Annotated in this window: 16 protein-coding genes; all 16 read right to left on the bottom strand. The window is 37.9% G+C overall.

Annotated features, from left to right (window positions below):
- Window positions 1-9: 9 nt before the first annotated feature.
- The 16 genes from LY11_RS19750 to tssR all read right to left on the bottom strand — a co-directional run bounded on the left by LY11_RS19750 (window position 10) and on the right by tssR (window position 19,184).
- A complete protein-coding gene (locus LY11_RS19750) occupies window positions 10-723 on the bottom strand; it encodes a hypothetical protein (RefSeq protein ID WP_111635357.1) in 714 nt (237 codons plus the stop codon).
- Between the two features lie 30 nt (window positions 724-753).
- Window positions 754-3,504, bottom strand: a complete 2,751-nt coding sequence (locus LY11_RS19745) for an OmpA family protein (RefSeq protein WP_111635356.1) — start codon at window positions 3,502-3,504, stop codon at window positions 754-756.
- A gap of 5 nt (window positions 3,505-3,509) precedes the next feature.
- A complete protein-coding gene (locus tag LY11_RS19740; protein ID WP_111635355.1) occupies window positions 3,510-3,986 on the bottom strand; it encodes a DUF4280 domain-containing protein in 477 nt (158 codons plus the stop codon).
- A 10-nt stretch (window positions 3,987-3,996) separates the two neighbouring features.
- Window positions 3,997-4,983 (bottom strand): hypothetical protein, encoded by a 987-nt coding sequence (locus LY11_RS19735; protein WP_111635354.1) that lies wholly within the window; start codon window positions 4,981-4,983, stop codon window positions 3,997-3,999.
- Window positions 4,984-4,990: 7 nt separating this feature from the next.
- The gene (locus LY11_RS19730; RefSeq protein ID WP_170132731.1) at window positions 4,991-5,932 is read right to left on the bottom strand and encodes a DUF2931 family protein; all 942 of its coding nucleotides are present in this window, start codon (window positions 5,930-5,932) and stop codon (window positions 4,991-4,993) included.
- A 70-nt stretch (window positions 5,933-6,002) separates the two neighbouring features.
- Entirely contained in the window at window positions 6,003-7,568 is a 1,566-nt protein-coding gene (locus tag LY11_RS19725) for a T6SS phospholipase effector Tle1-like catalytic domain-containing protein (protein WP_111635352.1), read from the bottom strand.
- 2 nt (window positions 7,569-7,570) lie between these two features.
- Window positions 7,571-9,406 (bottom strand): type VI secretion system Vgr family protein, encoded by a 1,836-nt coding sequence (locus LY11_RS19720; RefSeq protein WP_111635351.1) that lies wholly within the window; start codon window positions 9,404-9,406, stop codon window positions 7,571-7,573.
- A gap of 133 nt (window positions 9,407-9,539) precedes the next feature.
- Window positions 9,540-9,935 (bottom strand): type VI secretion system tube protein TssD, encoded by a 396-nt coding sequence (gene tssD / locus LY11_RS19715; protein WP_111635350.1) that lies wholly within the window; start codon window positions 9,933-9,935, stop codon window positions 9,540-9,542.
- Between the two features lie 106 nt (window positions 9,936-10,041).
- The gene (gene tssD, locus LY11_RS19710; RefSeq protein WP_111635349.1) at window positions 10,042-10,437 is read right to left on the bottom strand and encodes a type VI secretion system tube protein TssD; all 396 of its coding nucleotides are present in this window, start codon (window positions 10,435-10,437) and stop codon (window positions 10,042-10,044) included.
- Window positions 10,438-10,655: 218 nt separating this feature from the next.
- On the bottom strand, window positions 10,656-11,051 hold the full coding sequence (tssD, locus tag LY11_RS19705; protein WP_084359035.1) for a type VI secretion system tube protein TssD: 396 nt from the start codon (window positions 11,049-11,051) through the stop codon (window positions 10,656-10,658).
- Between the two features lie 36 nt (window positions 11,052-11,087).
- Entirely contained in the window at window positions 11,088-11,483 is a 396-nt protein-coding gene (gene tssD, locus LY11_RS19700; RefSeq protein WP_111635348.1) for a type VI secretion system tube protein TssD, read from the bottom strand.
- A 123-nt stretch (window positions 11,484-11,606) separates the two neighbouring features.
- Window positions 11,607-12,176 carry an NAD(P)H-dependent oxidoreductase gene (locus LY11_RS19695; protein ID WP_111635347.1) on the bottom strand — a complete coding sequence of 190 codons (570 nt, stop codon included), beginning with the start codon at window positions 12,174-12,176 and terminating at the stop codon, window positions 11,607-11,609.
- A 170-nt stretch (window positions 12,177-12,346) separates the two neighbouring features.
- Complete coding sequence (locus LY11_RS19690; RefSeq protein ID WP_111635346.1) at window positions 12,347-13,738, bottom strand: DUF5458 family protein; 1,392 nt, start codon at window positions 13,736-13,738, stop codon at window positions 12,347-12,349.
- 35 nt (window positions 13,739-13,773) lie between these two features.
- A complete protein-coding gene (locus LY11_RS19685; protein WP_111635345.1) occupies window positions 13,774-14,220 on the bottom strand; it encodes a hypothetical protein in 447 nt (148 codons plus the stop codon).
- Window positions 14,221-14,295: 75 nt separating this feature from the next.
- A complete protein-coding gene (locus LY11_RS19680; protein WP_111635344.1) occupies window positions 14,296-16,812 on the bottom strand; it encodes an ATP-dependent Clp protease ATP-binding subunit in 2,517 nt (838 codons plus the stop codon).
- Between the two features lie 11 nt (window positions 16,813-16,823).
- Complete coding sequence (gene tssR / locus LY11_RS19675; RefSeq protein WP_111635343.1) at window positions 16,824-19,184, bottom strand: type VI secretion system protein TssR domain-containing protein; 2,361 nt, start codon at window positions 19,182-19,184, stop codon at window positions 16,824-16,826.
- Window positions 19,185-19,186 lie beyond the last annotated feature (2 nt).

Raw genomic sequence — 19,186 nt, 5'->3', positions numbered from 1 at the left:
CTATAAATATTATTTGATCGTGTTGTCATTCTTCAGATAATAATCTATTCCCTCTTCATTCTTTTCCTTCGCAAAATCTTTAAAAGTGTATTTACCTGTTTTTTTCTCCTTTGCTCTTAAATAATTCTTATAATACATGAAACCACCACCAAGCCTGAAAGTATACAGATCATTTGCACTTTTATCTACCACCATAAGTTTGGCAGATTCAGTTTTTGGCCCGCTATTCACCGAGAATAACCCATACTCCAACAAATAAGCAGTTTTTTTATCAGGACTATCCCAAATTCTAAACCGATGTCTATCACCCTTTCCCTGATCCATTAATGGCTTGCCAAACAGGGTTTCCAAAGACTTCAGTAATTTCCTGCTTTCTGGCGTTGTATAAGTTTCTATATTGAATCCATAAATTTTATTCGTTTTAGCATCATTAAAGAAATAAACTACATTTTTACCAGCAATGTTATCATATTCGCCACCAGTCTGTCCAGCAAAGCTTTCTTTATTAAAACGCATTAATCCAGGATCAGTTGATTTAAGTAACGCATAATGCAATTCTGCAAGATTATTGTCTGCTAATTTATATTTAGCTAAAGAAGATTTTAGCAATGGGAATTTGATATTTGCAAGATCATAATTTTGCGCATCACACGACTGGAGTCCCATAAAGATTAATAAAATTAAAATAAAGTTTCTTTTCAACGATTTTCCTGTTCTTTTCATAAATATTAGATTATTCTTAAATCATTTTCACTATTCACTCTTTCTCGGTATTATAGCAAAGTTAGCCGAAATCCCCGTTACTGTTTCCAACATTTCCATTATGTCAAAACCAGACCAGAATTCTCTCTGATCATCGATATTAATTGGTTTCCAATCCTTAGAAATTTTTCGATAACTAATTCCTACATCAATCATAAGGACAACATGCCCAATACAAGGCTCTATTTTAAGACCCGGTCGGTAATACAAACCTTCATTAGTGTTATACTTGACAGAGTGCGTTGCTGTGATACCAATCGAAGCTGAAGCACTCAATGTAGCATTTGCATGAAGATCCAAAGCATTTGGCCCTGCTTCTATCAAGATAGCTTTAGCTTTCAAATTTATTCCGGCAGTCAACGTTGCACCAATTTTGGTTACCATATTTGCTTCAGCAGACAAAACATCTGAAGCAGTATTCACAACAATTTCCTTTATTCCTCCACTAATTGTTCCTTTCAGTACCAAATCAATATACATCTCAAATGATACTGTAACACTCTTATCTGTACTCGTGTATCCTTTAGAAGCCCAATCTCTTGCAGTATTAAAAATATTTATAGCCACGGGATTCCCAGTAGTAGCCATTGCTACCGCCATCTGCAAAAGATCAATAGTAGCTTCAACACCAATCAACGGTTCTGTATAAACTTTAATTGTATACTCCGTTCCAATCTCTGCTGTTTTAATCCCCATCTTACTTCCCCTTGCAAGTTTCCATCCTATATCAATTACAAACTTGGGGGCAAGAATCTTAATAGTCGTATTCATGCTGGTTCCGAAATCTGTTTTTCTTAATGCCCCTCCTGTACCAGCGGTTATTCCTCTCGTTATTTCTTTGACAGATGATATCAATTTAAAAAAGGCCTTAATTTCCTTTTCAAATTTTAGCGTAAATTCTTCATGTCCTTTATAAACTTTCTCTGATTTATTCCAGTCAGCACTTAGCTTTACACCAAAATCTATACCTGTAGTTTCATTGTAATGCGCATCACCAAGCTTTTTAGCCGCTTTCCTTAGCTCTTCCCGTTTTGCCGGGCTCAAAAGCGTATCATTCGTCCAGTCAATATTGAGCGGATTACTTAAGTTTAGAAAGAATTGAAAGCTCCATGAGATATCAGAATAGGCCTTAACAATTAAACTTGGTTTTGCTTTATCAGAGAAATAAGCACAGGTATTAATAAAGAAAAAGAAACTTTGAGGAGCCCTTAGATGCGGAAACAAGTAAGTAAAGGCGATCAGTTTGTTGTCCATTGGCGAATAGACATATGGTTTTATCATATCCGACTGAACTGTTAATTGTCCTTTTTTGTTATTGGGTACTGTCTCGCTATAAGGTATTACCTTTTCATTGTGTGGATTAGAAGGAACATTACATACGCCTATAGTACGAAGCCCGTTGATGGTAATAGGAAGTTGTTTCTCATAAGTTTTTCCAGGCTGAATGGTCTCAAAAACCAGACTCTGAGCATCATGGGAAAAAATTCTAAGACGAATTGTAGTACGCCTGTTAACAGAACTGGCCTCCTTGCTCAAATCAGCAGTTTTATCCGCGAGCATGGTTTTACCATAACCTTTGGAAGTAATTCTCGATGCGTTTACATTTCTGGACACCAGGTATTCTAACGCTGTCTTTGCCCTGTTCTCAGATAATGTCCTGTTAAATGTGTCCGATCCGAAACGATCAGTATGTGATCCTAATTCAACGGGAATATATGGCATCTCCATCAGTATGGCTGCCATCTTATTTAAGACTTCTTTTGCCTCAGGTTTAAGGTTATATTTATTGAATTCATAAAAAAGCTTCTCATCCAGATAGAAGGCCTTATTCTTCTCATCCTTGAATTTCATTTTCCCCTCATCAAAAAGAAGTACAGGATCAGGCCCATCCTGAATTTGGATTTGGGTAAACCTGCAGTGATCCACACGACCGGGCTGAGGAAGCTGCTCACCAACTTTTGCTACCGTAACGTTTTCAGGCACACTGGTTACCCTGCTGATTATCTTTTTCTCCATACGAAGAAAACGAGCATGTGCATCATCCCCACGACTATCCTTGATATATCCCTCCGCCGCGTCGCTTTTCACCATGATAAACAATTCAGCCTTACCAGGACCATATTTCATTACATCATACCATGAAAAAGTATTCTTGATCAACAAGTTGACTTCACCATTGATACATTCAGCAACAATATCTCTAACACTCTTATTCTCACCAACTATACGATGGTAAATTTCAATGGTCAGATTACTCCCATTCAGGCCTTCTGTTGTTATCTTCAGGTAAACATCCTCCCCATATTTCATGGCCGTCTGACCAAGTCTTGGCCCGTCTTTTTCGGCACTCCATATCGCTTCTTTGATTAAAGGATCACAATTACCAACAATCAGATACCCGGCGCTTATTTTCTTATCTATTTTAGCACTAAGACTTGCCTCAAGATAATACAGAGGCTTTTTACCACATAATGCTTTCGGGATATTAATCTTATTCAGCACAGGAGCTCTGTGTTCCAGCAGTACATTATTCCGCTGGGCATCCTCAAGCATCCATACCAGATTCTTCTTATCTGCTTCAGTAGTGTCAGGCAACCATTCAATAACTTTAAATGCAGCATCTGCACCTCCGGCCAAAACCAAAAGATTTCCCTTGCTCCTGGCTTTATAATATTGTCCATCAACAAGCTGTATCGATTTTACGCCTTTTGAACTTACTTTCGCTTTTACTCCTTTTGCCATAACAATTAATTGAATATGATGCCTTTGGCACTAATGGGTTCGTCAATGAGCTGCTGAATACGTACTGCAGGATTTAATGTTTTGCTGACTTTTGGCTCAGATTTTTTAAAACTCTGTGAATTAGGTTCAGCAATCTGGCCATGTTTGATTATTTTGATGCAATCGGGGCCTCCGATAGGACAAGTAGCTTTACTAGCTTCAGTTAAGACCTTTCCGCTATTAGTAAGCGTTGTATGCTCATAAAATTCTTTCCACTCAGTAACAACTGCCTGACAGGGCTTGCCAAGCTGTTTTGCACAAGATCCAAATGTATTCTTTTCAAAAGTTAAACCTATATCTTTTGTGCTTGCAATATATTTTTTGACGCCATCTTTATCATTGGCGAATTCTCTTTTATGCGTAAGTACCTTTAACAGGTCAGGAGCAGAACCAAAATTACATAAGCATGTTGCCCCCTGTACTACTAAGTGTTTTTCTGCCATAGCTTTAAATTTATTTCCCTAAGAATAGATTAAATATGCCCGAGAATTTCTTTTCAGTTTTTTTATGATTTCCATCAATAAAGAACATTCCTTCATCAAATGATTTTTCTGTTTTAACCTCTTCAGGTTCTTTCTCTTTCATCAATTCAAACACTTTGACCTGATTCTTTTGCACAGGCTCAGTCTCCACAATCCATTCAGCTACTGCTGAGAATATTGACCTCGTTTCTGCATCAAGCCTGTACAATCCGGTATAACTTCCTTTTGCAGGCAGGTCCTCAGGATATTGAAAATGTGATAATGAAAAATCCTGCTCTTCCAGCAAATCTCTTGAAGACCGTTCGTCGGTTATATGTCCATGATGAATAATCTGTATTTTCCCAGCTTCATTTAATTCAGGACTGACTTCCTGAACTATATGGAACTTTACCGGTGCTGCACTCCCTGCTATCGGGAATAAACAGGTTTCTTCCACCTTAAATTCATTGGTATAAGATTTATATATAGCGGCAAAAAAGACACGATAAAACAATTCGTTTCTAAATATTTCTGATACCTGCTCTTCCGTTGAAACTGCATCATCCATTAGTTTCAGATATTTTTCGGCAAACTCACCGGTAAAGTAGTCCTGAATTTCTACCCGCTGTGCACTCCACCTCGTAATAATTTCTGAATAATTATGAACACCAATAAACTCACCATCAAAATCTATTTCCAGCATTAGTGGATAAAAAACCTTACCACATTCATATGCCAGCTGATCAGCAATAAGATCAGGTTCTATATCATTGACATAAACCGGAGATGTCCGCTCTATCCTAAAGATTCTGCATTCATTAATAATGGTCTTTACATAAGTAATTTTAAGATTGTACTTTACGGTGTTCCCGATCTCACCTGTAGTGTAAGTATGCAGCACGCCATAGTCCCTGGAAAAATCCGGAGGTATCAGCTGGAGCCTTAAACAAGACTGATCTGTAAATTGAACCTTTTCCATTAGCCTGTTATTTGTAAAAACTTTGAGTCTTTATCCGTTGGAATGGAATTTCACTATCTTTTAATTTTAGTTTAATAGTTACGTCAGATTTCTCCTTATCAACGGTAATAATCAATTCCCCCTGTTCATCTTCCTGAAGTTTAGAGAAAATATCAAAGGCTTCATGTTCATCAAATTTGACCTCTGTTCGCAATTCTCTGTTTTTATCGTCAAGCCAGTAAACACTGAGTTCTTCAATTACCGCAGAAGGCTTAACTATCATTTTATTTAGGTTCTCTCCAAAAACAAAATCTCTTTCCTTATTAAAATAATCCAGATCAATTCGTACCACTTTAGCATTACCATTAAAAGTAGGTTTCCAATTATAACGTTTACGCAGACCTGACCAGTAATTAAAAGGAATAGTATGATTCTTAATCTGGTCTTTAACTGTATCGGAAAGTCCTTTGATAACGTCATTAATATAAGGATCAAAAGTCCCCTCCAAATCAGGGTAAACCTTTTTCCAATCCAGATCACCAATTGGCTTCGCTTTGTAATGCCCTATCTCAACCTGTTTATTTCTAACCCCGCTTAACCACAACACAACGTCCCCACCTGGAGCCATACCAACTTTAATCATTTTATAATTACCCACACCACCCTCAATATCACTTGGATAACCTGCAGCAAAAAGCGAATCAATTTTCTTTGTATCTAATTCAAATTTACCAGTGTAGTTCTTTTTTTCAGCGAAAGAAATCCAGGTTATTTCAAGTGTATGCGGTGCTTCTTTCAACTTATCACCTGCAATGTTAATAGAACCTACTTCACCCCACCCAATATCAACATCTCTGCCATCCGGCACATAAATACTACCCTTATCACCATAATAGAAATTCCCCTTATAAATTTGTATCGGGTAATTTTTAGGTGCACACTCTGTGGGAATCCAATCATATTTTTTCATCTTTTCCTGACAAGAACTAATTGTAAATGAACTAATCGACAACAACAACAAACATATTCTCTTCATATATCTAAGTTGATCTTTTATTAAAAACGTCTCTTTCCCTCTCCCCTTTTTTATTAATATTCGGCTCCTTACCGACCCCATCCCAACTAGATGAAAAATGAAGGAATTTATTCCTTAACTCATAAAGAATTTTCGCATCCCTTTCTGTTGCTGCATATTTATCTGCTGGATAAAAGCCATTATCAACCATTCTTTTAATTGATTTTAATTGATTTGAATCATTAAATACCATTGAAGGCGCAGTATTACCTGCATAAGCCTGCAGACGCTTATAAACATCTATTAAAGTCCATTTAGTATCTTTCAAAGGTATAGCCGGTATCTTGTATGTATTATTATTGATCAATTTCTGTACAAAACCACAAGTACTCAGTCCCATTTCATACATTAAATGCAGCGGAATAAGACTATACTTATTTCTTAATGTTCTGGTACCAACCAATTTATAAGGCTGCGTATTAGTCATCTGTTCAGCTCTATACCAGCCCTGACTAATCAACCTGTTTTTTTCAGCATTAATGAGTTTTTCCCGATTGATCAGAGAAAGCATTTCTTCAGCCAGCGAGACTTTTTCAACCTCATTATCTACATAACTTCCACCAATATCAGAGTGAACCCCCGGCAGGGAAAGTTCAATTCCTTTAGTTACCGAGGTTAATTCAAATAACCGGCGGTGCTCATCAGCAGCTGTTAAATGAACGATCTTCGAAGCCTTATTAATTGCATTCAGGTTTAATTCAGTAACATCATTGCTATGTACAAGGCCGAAGGCAGAAACTGTATCAAATAAACCAGCGAACCTGATGTTTACAAAGTTCACTTTAAGACCAGCCTTTTCCATAAGAAGTCCAAAGTGCCCCCTGGCTGGTAAGTCTTTCTTACTCACAGATTTCTGATCAGCATCAAGTAATCCAGGATTTTTCGTATCTCCACTTCTATGAGCCTGATAGGCAGATTTTGTAACTTCATGTACAAAATTTCTTGCTGCTGCTGCTCCCCTGCTAAATCCAAATACATCAAATGTGAGTGTACCAATGTTCTTCTGAGTCTTAGCTTGTATCGCCTCAACGAGACTTTTGCACCCTACTCTTACTTTCCCCCTAACGCCTTTATCACCTGTTGCAAACCCCATATCAGTCAGGTCATCATACTCATCATTCTCAGTTCCAATCCCTTCAATATATATGGAAAAATCAAAAGTCTCCTGTTTATACATTTTCTCCAGGTTGTCAACGTTAGTTCTATCATTTTTGTAACTCGTATTATCCTGCCACTTAAACTTCCAGCCTACAGATTTATAATAATTATCCGACTTACTATTTGATGCAGAGTCTATATTCTTCCTGTTATTTCCTGTACCGTCAAAAAACATTCCGACAGTAATATTAACACGGTCATCCAGAATAGTGCTTTTTTTTGGCTCACCATACACAATGCCTTCCTTGGAATTCTCTAAAATCTTATTCGCCGCATTCGTATGGATATTATTGGCAAAAGCAGTATAATCCTGCGATGCAGATTCACTGAGTGTTCCACCAGATATCTTTATAATATTACCTTTTTGAATCATCGCTAAAACAGGTTACTTTTTTCCCCACTATTGTTATTGATGGTTTTTGCTGCATGTTTGGTAATACTTCCACCAGTACTGTTGTAAGTTAGCTCTGAAGATGCTGTTTTTGTAATATTAGTAGCTTCACTTTTATGAGCATCTGCTGCTATTTCTGTAATATTTGCCGCATTCAGGGAGTAATCAGCCCCTACACTTACGTGGTTATCTACACTAATCTGTGTATTCATATTATTACCTACCATCGTAGAAATATCCTTACCTACTTGTATGTCCAGATTTTCAGTCACATTGATCTGCATATTCTTAGAATTCAGCGTCATGTTTTCCAGAGCGGTAATTGTAATATTATTTCCAGCAGTATCAATGTGAATAATATTCTTATTAATATCCGTAATCGTAATTCCATGTCCCGAAGGCCCATCGTTAAACTCAACCAGGTGTCCGCTTCTGGTCGCAATCCTTTTTAAATGATTCGCATCAGAACCACCTGCCCCCGTAGCACCATGAAAAATACTTCCCATCACAAATGGTCTGTCCGGATCATTATACCTGAACCCAACAATCACCTGGTCACCAACTTCCGGAATAAATACATATCCCCTATTTTTAGAAAATGGTTCACTAGAACCACCATCTGGAGTTAGTACCCTGATCCAGTCTGTTGTTGCATTATTTTTTTGCCATAACATCTGTACTTTAATCCTGCCCGTTTGAGAAGGATCATTGTTATCTGTTACAATAGCTACTTGTGACTCAGCCTGAGGAACTTGAACGCGTTCAACAGTTAGCACTTCTGTATCCGCAGGAACTCCTTTAAATGTATTCGTATACCTGCTTAAACCATCAATATGATGTGTAATTTCTGTGATTAAAAATTTACTCAGAGAATCCTGGTTAAATGCCCCTGTATCATTTTTACGGGAAACATAAACATCTGCTATGCTCCCAATATTCAATGCAGTATTGGTACTTTCACCAGTAATATCCGATAAATTAGAAGCCATTGCCGCTTTATGTTTCTCAGCGAGTTTATCCAGTTGACTTTTATTTTCTACTCTGGGTTTAATCGGGTGGTTCACGCTATTGTCAAAAACAGAAGAAGACTGCTGAAAAGCATGTTGAGAGAAACCATTTAATCCTTCTACATGACCAGGAGCCTGTACATCCAGTGTACTATTTTCTTCAGAACGATACGAGAAATAAGAGAAACCCATCGGGAGAATCCGTACTGCCATGTTCATCACATTCAGATTCTGACCATGTACTAATTTCACAGATTTCTGTTCAGATGGCTTGCCAAAATGCAGTATTCTACCATCATAATAGAAGAACTCGCCATATTCCGAGCTCAGTCTGTTGATAAAACTGAAATTACTTTCCTTAAACTGTGTAATATATTTCAGGCTTTCACTGTATACAGGTTTAATGGAAAAATCAATGTCATTTTTAGCGACACCAGAAGTAACCTTATTGATAATGTCGCCCAGTTTCATGTCACTAAAAGAAAGCATGTTTCCACCACTTTCAAGCAAAATTGTTGGAGAATACCCCTTAATAATAAGATTTCCTCTCAGACCATGGCTTTGAGAAAGATTTACCTCACAAACTATTCCCTTAAAAGCCGTATTTCCCTGATCGATACTAATGATAAAGCTCTTACCGATCCACGATTTAGACTGGTCAATTTTGAAGGATCCTGTTTCCTCAATTACATCCTGATTAATGATAAGTTCAAATTCGTGATGACGATTAAATGCCTGGGTGATTCTAAGAGAATTAAAATGAACAATTTCCTTATCATCAATATGTATTTCCAGATTAATTTTCTTTTCCATTTGTTGGAAGTTTTGGTCGTTTGAAGGTTGATTATATGCTGATCCTGATTCTGGAAAATTTGGAATTTACAGGAATATTTGATTTTATAATTAAGGCCACAAAACACTTAAATTTTGCGGCCTTAAAAATACATTAGGCTTTTGGCCAGTCGTTCGTATGTTCTGCATTTCCAAGCTTTAACTTACGCGCAGATAATACAAAACTTAAAGTCATGGGTGTTTTATCATTTACAGCAATACCTTCATTATATTGAATGATATAACCGTCTTCAAATGATAATTCTTTCATTTTTGCATCTTCTTCCCCTTTTTTGAAAACAATAGTTCCAGATAAAGGTTTGTATTGGTTGTTCACCATCGATTCAATAACTGAAGTATCCTCAGTTGATTCGATCTCAACGTGGATAGTTCCACCATATACACCTGATGATGGACGCCCTTTAGCATCTACATCTCTATTTAATGAAAAACTGCATTGCAGCACATCGAACTCTTTTGATCCTAGAGTTAATCTGGTTTTAAAAGCCATGATAATGTTTTATTGTAAAAATTTGTTAATTGATTAACGCAATAAGATTAAATATCGGTAATATTTAGCTTTATACTAAATATGATATTATAATTTTATAGGTTAATTACGCTTTAGGCCAGTCATTAGTATGCTCTGCATTGCCGAGCTTTAATTTACGGGCTGAAATCTGAAATTTCAACGTCATTGGGTTGTCTCCCGTGATTCTGATTCCTTCCGAATACTTAACAATGTACCCGTCTTCAAAATGAACTTCTTTCATCTTTGCATCTTCATCCGCTTTTTTGATAAGCAATACACCAGCAAGGGGTTTGTATTGATTATTTACCATCGCTTCTACAATAGAAGTATCTTCAGTTGATTCGATTTCTACATCGATCGTACCACCGTATACTCCGGAAGAAGGTCTTCCTTTTGCATCTACATCACGGTTTAGGGAATAAGCACAATGAAGTACGTCGTACTCCTTGCCCGAAAAGGTTAATCTTGCTTTGAAAGCCATAACTTTAATTTTTGGGTGAAATATTTATTTATTACTATATAGACAACAACAAAAAGTTTGCCATCATTATCAAAAGCCCTGAATACAGAGTCAGACAGCATTTGTACACTATACAAATAATTAATTGCTGATTAACAGGACGGTTTGCCCATAGATTGGTACAAATAAATATTCTGCCAGCAGTTATTAGCTGTGGCAGAATAAGTTAAAATACCTGATTAAGCCTTAGGCCAGTCGTTTGTATGCTCGGCATTACCGATTTTCAACTTACGTGCTGAAATTACAAAACCTAAAGTCATTGGTGTATTGTCGTTAACGGCAATTCCCTCATTATACTGGATGATATAACCATCTTCGAAAGATAATTCTTTCATTTTTGCATCTTCCTCACCTTTTTTGAACACGATAGTTCCTGAAAGTGGTTTGTACTGGTTGTTCACCATTGATTCGATTACCGAAGTATCTTCAGTTGACTCTACTTCAAGATGGATAGTTCCACCGTAAACTCCTGACGATGGACGGCCTTTTGCGTCTACATCTCTGTTTAATGAATAGCTGCACTGCAACACATCGTACTCTTTAGAACCTAAGTTCAGTCTGGTTTTAAACGCCATGATAATTTTTTTTAAATGTTAAACGGTCAGTTACAATTAAGCCTTAGGCCAGTCATTAGTGTGCTCTGCATTACCCAGTTTTAATTTACGGGCAGAGATCTGGAACTTCAAAGTCATTGGATTATCTCCAGTGATATTGATTCCTTCTGAATACTTAACAATGTATCCATCTTCAAAATGAACCTCCTTCATCTTTGCATCTTCATCAGATTTTTTGATGAGCAAAGTGCCGGATAAAGGTTTGTACTGATTGTTTACCATTGCTTCAACAACTGAGGTATCTTCGGTAGATTCGAGCTCAATATCGATTGTTCCACCATACACTCCGGAAGAAGGTCTTCCTTTTGCATCCACATCACGGTTTAGAGAATAGGCACAGTGAAGTACATCGTACTCCTTGCCCGAAAAGTTTAATCTTGCTTTGAAAGCCATAACTTTTTGTTTTAGGATTATTATTTATAATTACTAAGACAATAGCAAATAGTTTGCCAAATCATCTTATTACCAACAAGATAATAAATAATTTTAAATAAAACTGCAAAAAGCACTTTAAGGCTAAATAATCTTCGATCCGAAGGCCTCGAGCTTCCTTAACCACTTCTTACTGTAGTCATTATCCAGAGAATACAACTGTCCGATCGTGTTGGTTAAGACCGGATGAAACCGGCAATTTTCGAAAACGTTTCTTTTAATAGACAGGTAAGTAATTTTCTTGTCTTGTTTCCAGTACTCAAAAGTTTCCTGGTCAAGAATAGAAACTATCCGTGCAGATTTCCCGCTAAAATTGTTGTTGATCTTTTGCTGCGAAGGATGAAAAACCTGGTCAGGCATAAAAAGCCTGTCAAAGAATCCAGTGATCCGCGTAGGAATAGACGATAAATACACAGGACAGAATAAAACCACATGATTTGCCCATACAATTAAATCAAGTGCACGTTTCAAATCAGGTTCCAGCTCAGTTACCCGGTTATTAAATTGCTTATTGGAATTAAAGATCAGATCTACAATAGCAATCTCTTTAATATGTGCACCAGCTTCTTTAGCGCCCTTAACATATGCCTGGATCAAATAACTTGTAGCAGCAGTTTTTTCAGGATCACCATTTATGATCAATAATTGTTTCATTTATTTGCGGGCCTATGTAAGAATCAATTGCTAAAATATGAAGAAATTGTTAAGCGGAGAAATGTGAACCGATATATAAAAAAATATCCGGACAGATTATAGCAATCTGTACCGGATATTTTTAAAATAAATAAATCTTACGTCACCACAAAGCGGCAACTCCTTATTTTTTATTGCTGTGCGTATTCTGAACTCCAGGTCGTCTCTTCATCCTCCCCTTTTTGTCCATCAAGCTTTACTACGAAACTTTTTGCAGGGAAATAAGGAGTAATATGAATATCCAGGTGGATTTTATCTTTCTGTAACTCATCACGCTCAAAACGCATAATTTTGAAACGCTCAATTAATCGCTCAGGCCCCTGGATACCATCCAGGAATTTTACGATCTGGCCACGCAGATCCTGTTCAGTTTTAGAAGTCCAGTTTTCAAAAGCCCTTCTGTTTAAGAAATCAAAAAGCACTTTAGTTACATAATCAAACACACGAACTACAGAATAAGTCTGTAAACCGATGTTGTCACCATTGAACAATGTTTTCGCAGAAAAAGCCATTACTTTCCCGTACTCATTCACCATTGGCACTAAACCAATACGTTCCAGGTGAGAAATTTCACTCTTTTTAAGATCAAACTTAACCCCATCCACATCATTGATCGCACCATGCTTCTTACCCGCAGTTACCTGTGACATCAAAGTATAGTACATCTTTCCAGCTAATGCAGCTGAACCTGGAATCGTTAAATCATCTTCCTCACCAACCTCACTTACCTTGCCCCTGCCCACTAACCAATTACAAGTCATGATCACGTTCGATCTGAAAGCATCAGCACCAGTTAAATTAGCCGCAGTAAATAAATCAATCACATCATCAGGCTGGTCCAGATCGGCGAAGTCAGTCACTAACATCGCTTTATTTTCATAAGCCACCTTGCCCCACTTTTCCACTACTTTATTAGAACCCAGGTAACCAGGGATAACCATTAAAGAGTAATTCTCGCGCAAATCAAGACGGTCATATTTTTGTTTCAGCTCATCGCTCACATAATCTACAAACCTTGGATTGTCCAGATCCTTAATCTGATCCATAGAAGCATTTAGCAAGACTACATTTTTCAATTTGTCTGCCTCAGTATTCTGATAAAACAAATTCACCGAACGGTAAGCCTGCTCCAGTTCCCTGGTGCTTTCGAGTGCAGAAGCTATATTTTTATTCAGGTTTTCTTCTGCAGCCAATAACTTCTCTGTACTTTTTGTAGTCATAGAAGCTACAGAATCAGAGTCCTCCAATACATCAATCCACAACTGAATTTTCTTCTTTAACTCTTCTCTTTCTTTTTTCTTTTCATCCCCTGTCAGGAAAATCTGTTTTCTTGCTTTTCTTTCAGGGTTTAAATTTTGTAAACCATCAACAGTTGCTTCCAATAAATCGAAACCACCAACTCTTGCTAATTTATCTAAACTCTCCTGGAGAGACAGTTTCCCCTTCTCTTCCTTTTCTGCTGGCTTGTAACCCGCAGCCTGGGAGTTATCTTGTGTTATTTTTTGTTCTTCTGGAGTTGCCATAATATATTTTATAATCTACCTATGTAATACCTGATCTATTTATTCTCTTCTAACTCAGCAACGAAATTCTTCAATGCACTGATAAACGCGTGTTTTGTTTCCTCATCATCCAATGTAGATTTCAGTGTCTTATTAGACTTCAATTGTTTAATCACATTTAAAGACATTTCACGCTCAATATTGATATTATTCAGGTGTGTACTTTGGTTAATGATACTTTTAACAGAAAAGTCCCCAAGGTTATTGAAATGAAGAGTTTCCGATACAGGCAAACCATCCTGACGCTCAAAACCTACGTTAACTTTAGGTTTATAATGATTAAAGACCTCCTGTACAGTTTTTAAACCCTCTACTTTTTCAGGCTTGATCGGTTCATTATCTGTTAATTTTTGTATAAAAAGTGTTTTATTATGGGCGATGTCTGCGAATGCTTCCGAAGTATCTACTTTTCTTTCGTTTCCGCCAATTTCATAGTTAAACATAGTATTGATATTTAAGGGTTTAAGATCTATTTACAATAAAAATATTGAATTTAATTTTATAAAACAGTATTAATTCTATAATTCGTTTTCTAATTCAGTAACAGGAGTTTGCTCAATAATTTCCCACTCCAGGCGTTCCTCTGATTCATGCTTTCTAATCACGATTGTACTGCCTTTTTTCAAAGCACCAGAGATAATATATTTTGAGATCGGTCTTCTTAACTCATTCCGGATTACACCAGATAATTGTCTTGCCCCGTACTTAGGCGTAAAGCCACTCAGTGCCAGCATTTTCGTTGCCTCTTCTTCAATCTCAAAAGCTATGCCTTGTTTGTGTAAAGCATCAATTAAACTTTTTAGCTGGATCTCGAAGATCCTGACTACATTGCTCTCATTGATCGGTGCGAAAGGTACGATCTCAGACAAACGGGCTAAAAACTCCGGTCTGAACTGACGCGCCATAATCTCCATTAACTGCTGTGAAGTCGGGATGATCCCCTGTCCCACCTGCTCAGAGATCCACTCACTTCCAATATTGGAAGTAAATAAAATAAGCGAATTGGAGAAGTCACCTTCCTTACCCAGCCTGTCGTGCATATGTCCCTCATCCAGAATCTGTAAGAAAGTATCAAATACCGAAGGATGCGCTTTTTCAATCTCATCAAATAATAACACAGAATAAGGCTGCTCTCTGATCTTGTTCACCAGCATACCACCCTCTTCATAACCCACGTATCCCGGAGGCGCTCCATACAGCAAAGCCGCAGAATGCTCTTCCTTAAACTCGGACATATCAAATCGGATCATTGCCTTTTCATCATTGAATAAAAATTCAGCAATAGACTTGGCCAGTTCCGTTTTTCCCGTTCCCGTAGGACCCAGTAAAAAGAACGAACCAATAGGCTGCCCCTTTTTGTTCAAACCACTTCTTGATTCCAGGATCGCATCAGAAACAGCCTTTAAAGCCTGGTCCTGTCCAACAACCCTTCTTTTCAGGAAAGCCTCCATGTTCAACAGCTTTTCTTTCTCCTGCGCCTGGATTTTTCCCAGCGGGATACCTGTTTTATAAGAAACAATAGAAGCAATATCCTGCTTGGTCACCTCATCCGATTTCCTTTCTGTAAGCACTTTCAGCGCATCCAGATTTTTAGCAATATACTGATGATACTCATCGGCCGTTTCAAAAGCCTCTACCTGCGTTTCATCTGTCAGCTGGCCTAACAATACCGGGCTTACTTTATCCTGTAACTGGTTGTACAACCACTTGTAATCCGCAAATTCAGTAACTTCATCAATATCCGACAACTCTAACTCAGCCAAAGTCTGCGTTAACTCTTCCAATACTTTCTCTGACGTATCGTTCATCATTTTCATGGCCGCCATAGAACGGTCCAGCAAATCGAAAGCAGAATCCGGAAGCCTGCGGTCTTTCATATAGCGTTTCGCTAACCGTACACACTCAGGAATTGCATCCGGCTGAACTTTCAGCTGATGATGCTCCTCATATTTAGCCGTTAATTTTTCCAGCATCTTTATCGCTGAAGCTTCGTTAGGCTCATTCACCTGCAAAACTTCAAACCTTCTGCTGAAAGCCTGCTCTGGCTCTATAATTTTTCTGTATTCATCAATTGTTGTCGCACCAATGACCGTAATCTCACCCCTTGCCAGTTCAGGCTTCAGTAAATTACCAACCCCGCCACCTATCGGGCCCTTATTATCTAATAAAGTATGGATCTCATCAATGAATAATACAGCCTTATCAAATTGCTTGATCTCTTTTAAGATATTTTTCAGACGATCTTCAATCTCTCCCTTATAAGAAGCTCCTGCAATTAAAGAACCTAAATCCAGTTCAAAAAGCTGAACCCCTTTCAATAACTCAGGAACGTTATCAGCAATAATATCCTGTGCAAAACCATCTACCAATGCTGTTTTACCAACCCCGGCATCACCAGTAATAATTACATTCGGCTTCGTTCTGCGGCAAAGGATTTCCATGATCATCCTCGCTTCTTTATCCCTGCCAATAATCGGATCTGTTTTACCATCACGGGCAAGCGCAATCCTGTCAATACAATACTTATGCAAAGCAGTAGTTCCAACCCCGCCTTTAGCTCCTTTTCCACCTGCAGAAACCGGTGCTACAACGGCTTGTAACTCTTCATCCTTCAAATAAAGATCCAGCAATTCCTTTTCCTTGATCGGGAATGACTTCAACTGATCCGGCTTAAACCCAACTGTAGGCTTGCACAAAGCGGTAAGCACACAAATAGGTGTAATCAGATCTAATCCAACCTTGATCCTCACCAGGTCAGCTTCCTCAAAAACTTTGGCAATCTCTGGACTACCCTTCACTTCCTCCTGCGAGGAAGAAGTTTTTTCCAGCTCTTCAATTCTTACTTCTGCCCACTCACTGATATATTCTTCATCTTTTCCGATCGAAGATAAAAACCCTCTTAATCCAACCTCCTTGTGCATCAACCCCTTTAAAAGGTGAGCAGCAGTAAATTCAGGATTACGGTATTCTTTAGCGAGGGATTGCGCGACCCTGATCGCCAGTTTTACTGATTCACTAATGTTTGTAAGACTCATAATATCTGATACTAAGGTGTTTCTTTCACTGCATTGTCATTGGCAGCGGCCTGCACAAAATTTTTCTCCGTGATATAGTAGTAAGTTTTTCCGTTGGAAATAAATTGCTGACCAATCTGTGTTCCTCTTTTGATCTGCTCATTAGAGTTGATCAGGAATTTGATATAAGCTTCAAAATCTGCCTGCGGCATTTTACTCTGGCTTCTCAAATCACCAACTGTATATTTAGTCAGCAAATCATTGGTAACCGGCAAACCTGTTACCGTTTTCAGGTATTTGGCTAAAGTCATCGGTTTAATGTGACCTTTTGAAATATTTACATCCAATAAATTGCGCAGAATATTAAAATAGTTTTTCTGCAGTTTTTTTCTGAAAGAAGACTGATCAGGCTGAAGATTCTGTCCGATCATCAAAGAGAAAATATCACCAATCTGCTTGTACTCCATCGTATTCAGGATCAGTGCATACTGTAACAAGTCTTTATTCTTTGATACAATATCAGCATGCACACCAGCAGTCATATAATATTTAAAACCATTGTGCGGCATTTTATCAGCCACATCATCACCCACAGGTGCGCTCAGCTGACTTTCTACAATCGGAGATAGATTTTTACGTTCAATTCCGGTTAACCTGAAAGCACTGTCCAGAGAACTTACCTGACTATTAATATCCATGTCCGTCTCTTTAATGAAACGTCTCACCGCAATATTCATAGACTCAGCAGAATTTACAGAACCCTTGGTCGGGAAAACCACCCCACCCTGAATCAAACTGTTTTTTGGATAATCCAGGTAATAAGAAATTGAATCCAGCTGACTCGTATTGTAGGCCTGTGTATTGTTCAAACCCTCACCCTTCACTAAAAATCTTTTCTTTTTATCAGCTGAATAAACCGCCGATTCAGAAACCAGTTTCTTAGACTGCAGTACAAAATTATTGAATAACTGGTCATAATCACTATACAACTGAATCGCTAATAACCTGGCATCCGCACGCGCAAACTCTTCAGTCAGCTGCGTTAAACGATAAGATGAAGAAGCCTCATTTCCAGTACTACCAATCAATACGATCAGGTTAGTCTCGTTTTTATGGTTTTTAAGCATATTTAAACCCGCCCTTACCCCATCATAAACAGGTTCAGCAACAATTCTTCCATTATATCTTTCTGTGCGTTTAGCCTCAGTAGAAAGGAAACTCATCAATTTTCTGTAATCAGGAGAGATTGCAGGCGTACTTAATATTCCGGCAGCCTCATTTCTATAAACAACCGCACCGTAACTTATCTTATGCTTTTTACCGTAATCATTGAATATATTCTCGAAAGATTGAATCGTGTTCGTTAATCCCGAAAAATAACGCGACATCGGACTTCCGCCATCTACAACAAAAATCACGTTAACATTGTGGATATTTTTTCTTAACTCCAGGTAAGTCAGATAAGAAAGCGTTGCACCATTGATAGTAATCAGCTTATTATTTGATTTATTATAAACATCGCTAGCTACCCCTAAAGTATAATTTCCGGTTCCATCATCACCAACCACAGGAGAACTTCTCAGGATAATATCATTTGCTGATAAAAGCGGGTCCATATGTACACCAGTAAGTGCTAAAGCCACTGAATCACTCTGATCATAAGAATCAATCTGTTTTGGTGTGATATATAACCTGTCACCCCAGCTATGTACCGCATCAGAAGCGATCCATCCATAAATACTTTTAGCAGCGCTATCCGTAACCAGCTGATCTTCATTTCCAATCAGGTATTTCTTACCATCCTCAGATTTTTTAAAGATATAATTAAGCTCATGCAGCCTCACTTTGGTCACTTTCTTTTTAAGCTCAGGAGAACTGTAAACGAAAGCAGAATCCGTATTGTCATAATAGAATTTAGACTCTGTCAGCGGAACTTTACCCGTCACAATAGCAATTGATTTTTCAGGATAACCCGATTTCTGATTAGAATAAGACCGCTGCCACAACAACATCTTTGACTTTGGAATCCAGCCATAGCTGATGGCACTTTTCTTATCATTGATCTTTCTGCCCCTGATCATTCCAGCCTTATATTTAATCAATTTTAAATAACCGTTTTCATCTTTAGAAACATAAAAAGGTTCCATAAAGTTTAGCTTCTTCATGATCAGACTTCCGCCCGGTGCGGTGGTCGTATAATTTTCATCCCTGTCCGAAAAAACGATCCATGGTAATTTGGTTCTGCCCCCATCTTCACTCAGGTTAGTCAGTGCAGATGGCTTAGCATAAGCCTTAGGCATATATTTTACTTTTTTCCCAAAAGCAGCAGGCGATTGTGCCATGACAAAAGCAGTTTGGGCAATTAATATAGAGAGGGATATAATTCGTTTCATAG

Source organism: Pedobacter cryoconitis (assembly GCF_003259615.1).
Classification (GTDB): Bacteria; Bacteroidota; Bacteroidia; order Sphingobacteriales; family Sphingobacteriaceae; genus Pedobacter; species Pedobacter cryoconitis.
The sequence above is the reverse complement of the archived record's forward strand: the minus strand, read 5'-3'. Positions and strand labels throughout refer to the sequence as shown.

What these genes read in the sequence shown, in the direction of transcription:
- tssD (WP_111635348.1), bottom strand. Translation starts at nt 11,483, where the DNA reads ATGGCTTTCAAAGCAAGATTAAACTTTTCGGGCAAGGAGTACGATGTA.
- LY11_RS19730 (WP_170132731.1), bottom strand. Translation starts at nt 5,932, where the DNA reads ATGAAAAAATATGATTGGATTCCCACAGAGTGTGCACCTAAAAATTAC.
- LY11_RS19740 (WP_111635355.1), bottom strand. Translation starts at nt 3,986, where the DNA reads ATGGCAGAAAAACACTTAGTAGTACAGGGGGCAACATGCTTATGTAAT.
- LY11_RS19720 (WP_111635351.1), bottom strand. Translation starts at nt 9,406, where the DNA reads ATGGAAAAGAAAATTAATCTGGAAATACATATTGATGATAAGGAAATT.
- LY11_RS19745 (WP_111635356.1), bottom strand. Translation starts at nt 3,504, where the DNA reads ATGGCAAAAGGAGTAAAAGCGAAAGTAAGTTCAAAAGGCGTAAAATCG.
- LY11_RS19735 (WP_111635354.1), bottom strand. Translation starts at nt 4,983, where the DNA reads ATGGAAAAGGTTCAATTTACAGATCAGTCTTGTTTAAGGCTCCAGCTG.
- LY11_RS19750 (WP_111635357.1), bottom strand. Translation starts at nt 723, where the DNA reads ATGAAAAGAACAGGAAAATCGTTGAAAAGAAACTTTATTTTAATTTTA.
- tssD (WP_111635350.1), bottom strand. Translation starts at nt 9,935, where the DNA reads ATGGCTTTTAAAACCAGATTAACTCTAGGATCAAAAGAGTTCGATGTG.
- LY11_RS19695 (WP_111635347.1), bottom strand. Translation starts at nt 12,176, where the DNA reads ATGAAACAATTATTGATCATAAATGGTGATCCTGAAAAAACTGCTGCT.
- tssR (WP_111635343.1), bottom strand. Translation starts at nt 19,184, where the DNA reads ATGAAACGAATTATATCCCTCTCTATATTAATTGCCCAAACTGCTTTT.
- tssD (WP_111635349.1), bottom strand. Translation starts at nt 10,437, where the DNA reads ATGGCTTTCAAAGCAAGATTAACCTTTTCGGGCAAGGAGTACGACGTA.
- LY11_RS19690 (WP_111635346.1), bottom strand. Translation starts at nt 13,738, where the DNA reads ATGGCAACTCCAGAAGAACAAAAAATAACACAAGATAACTCCCAGGCT.
- LY11_RS19680 (WP_111635344.1), bottom strand. Translation starts at nt 16,812, where the DNA reads ATGAGTCTTACAAACATTAGTGAATCAGTAAAACTGGCGATCAGGGTC.
- tssD (WP_084359035.1), bottom strand. Translation starts at nt 11,051, where the DNA reads ATGGCGTTTAAAACCAGACTGAACTTAGGTTCTAAAGAGTACGATGTG.
- LY11_RS19725 (WP_111635352.1), bottom strand. Translation starts at nt 7,568, where the DNA reads ATGATTCAAAAAGGTAATATTATAAAGATATCTGGTGGAACACTCAGT.
- LY11_RS19685 (WP_111635345.1), bottom strand. Translation starts at nt 14,220, where the DNA reads ATGTTTAACTATGAAATTGGCGGAAACGAAAGAAAAGTAGATACTTCG.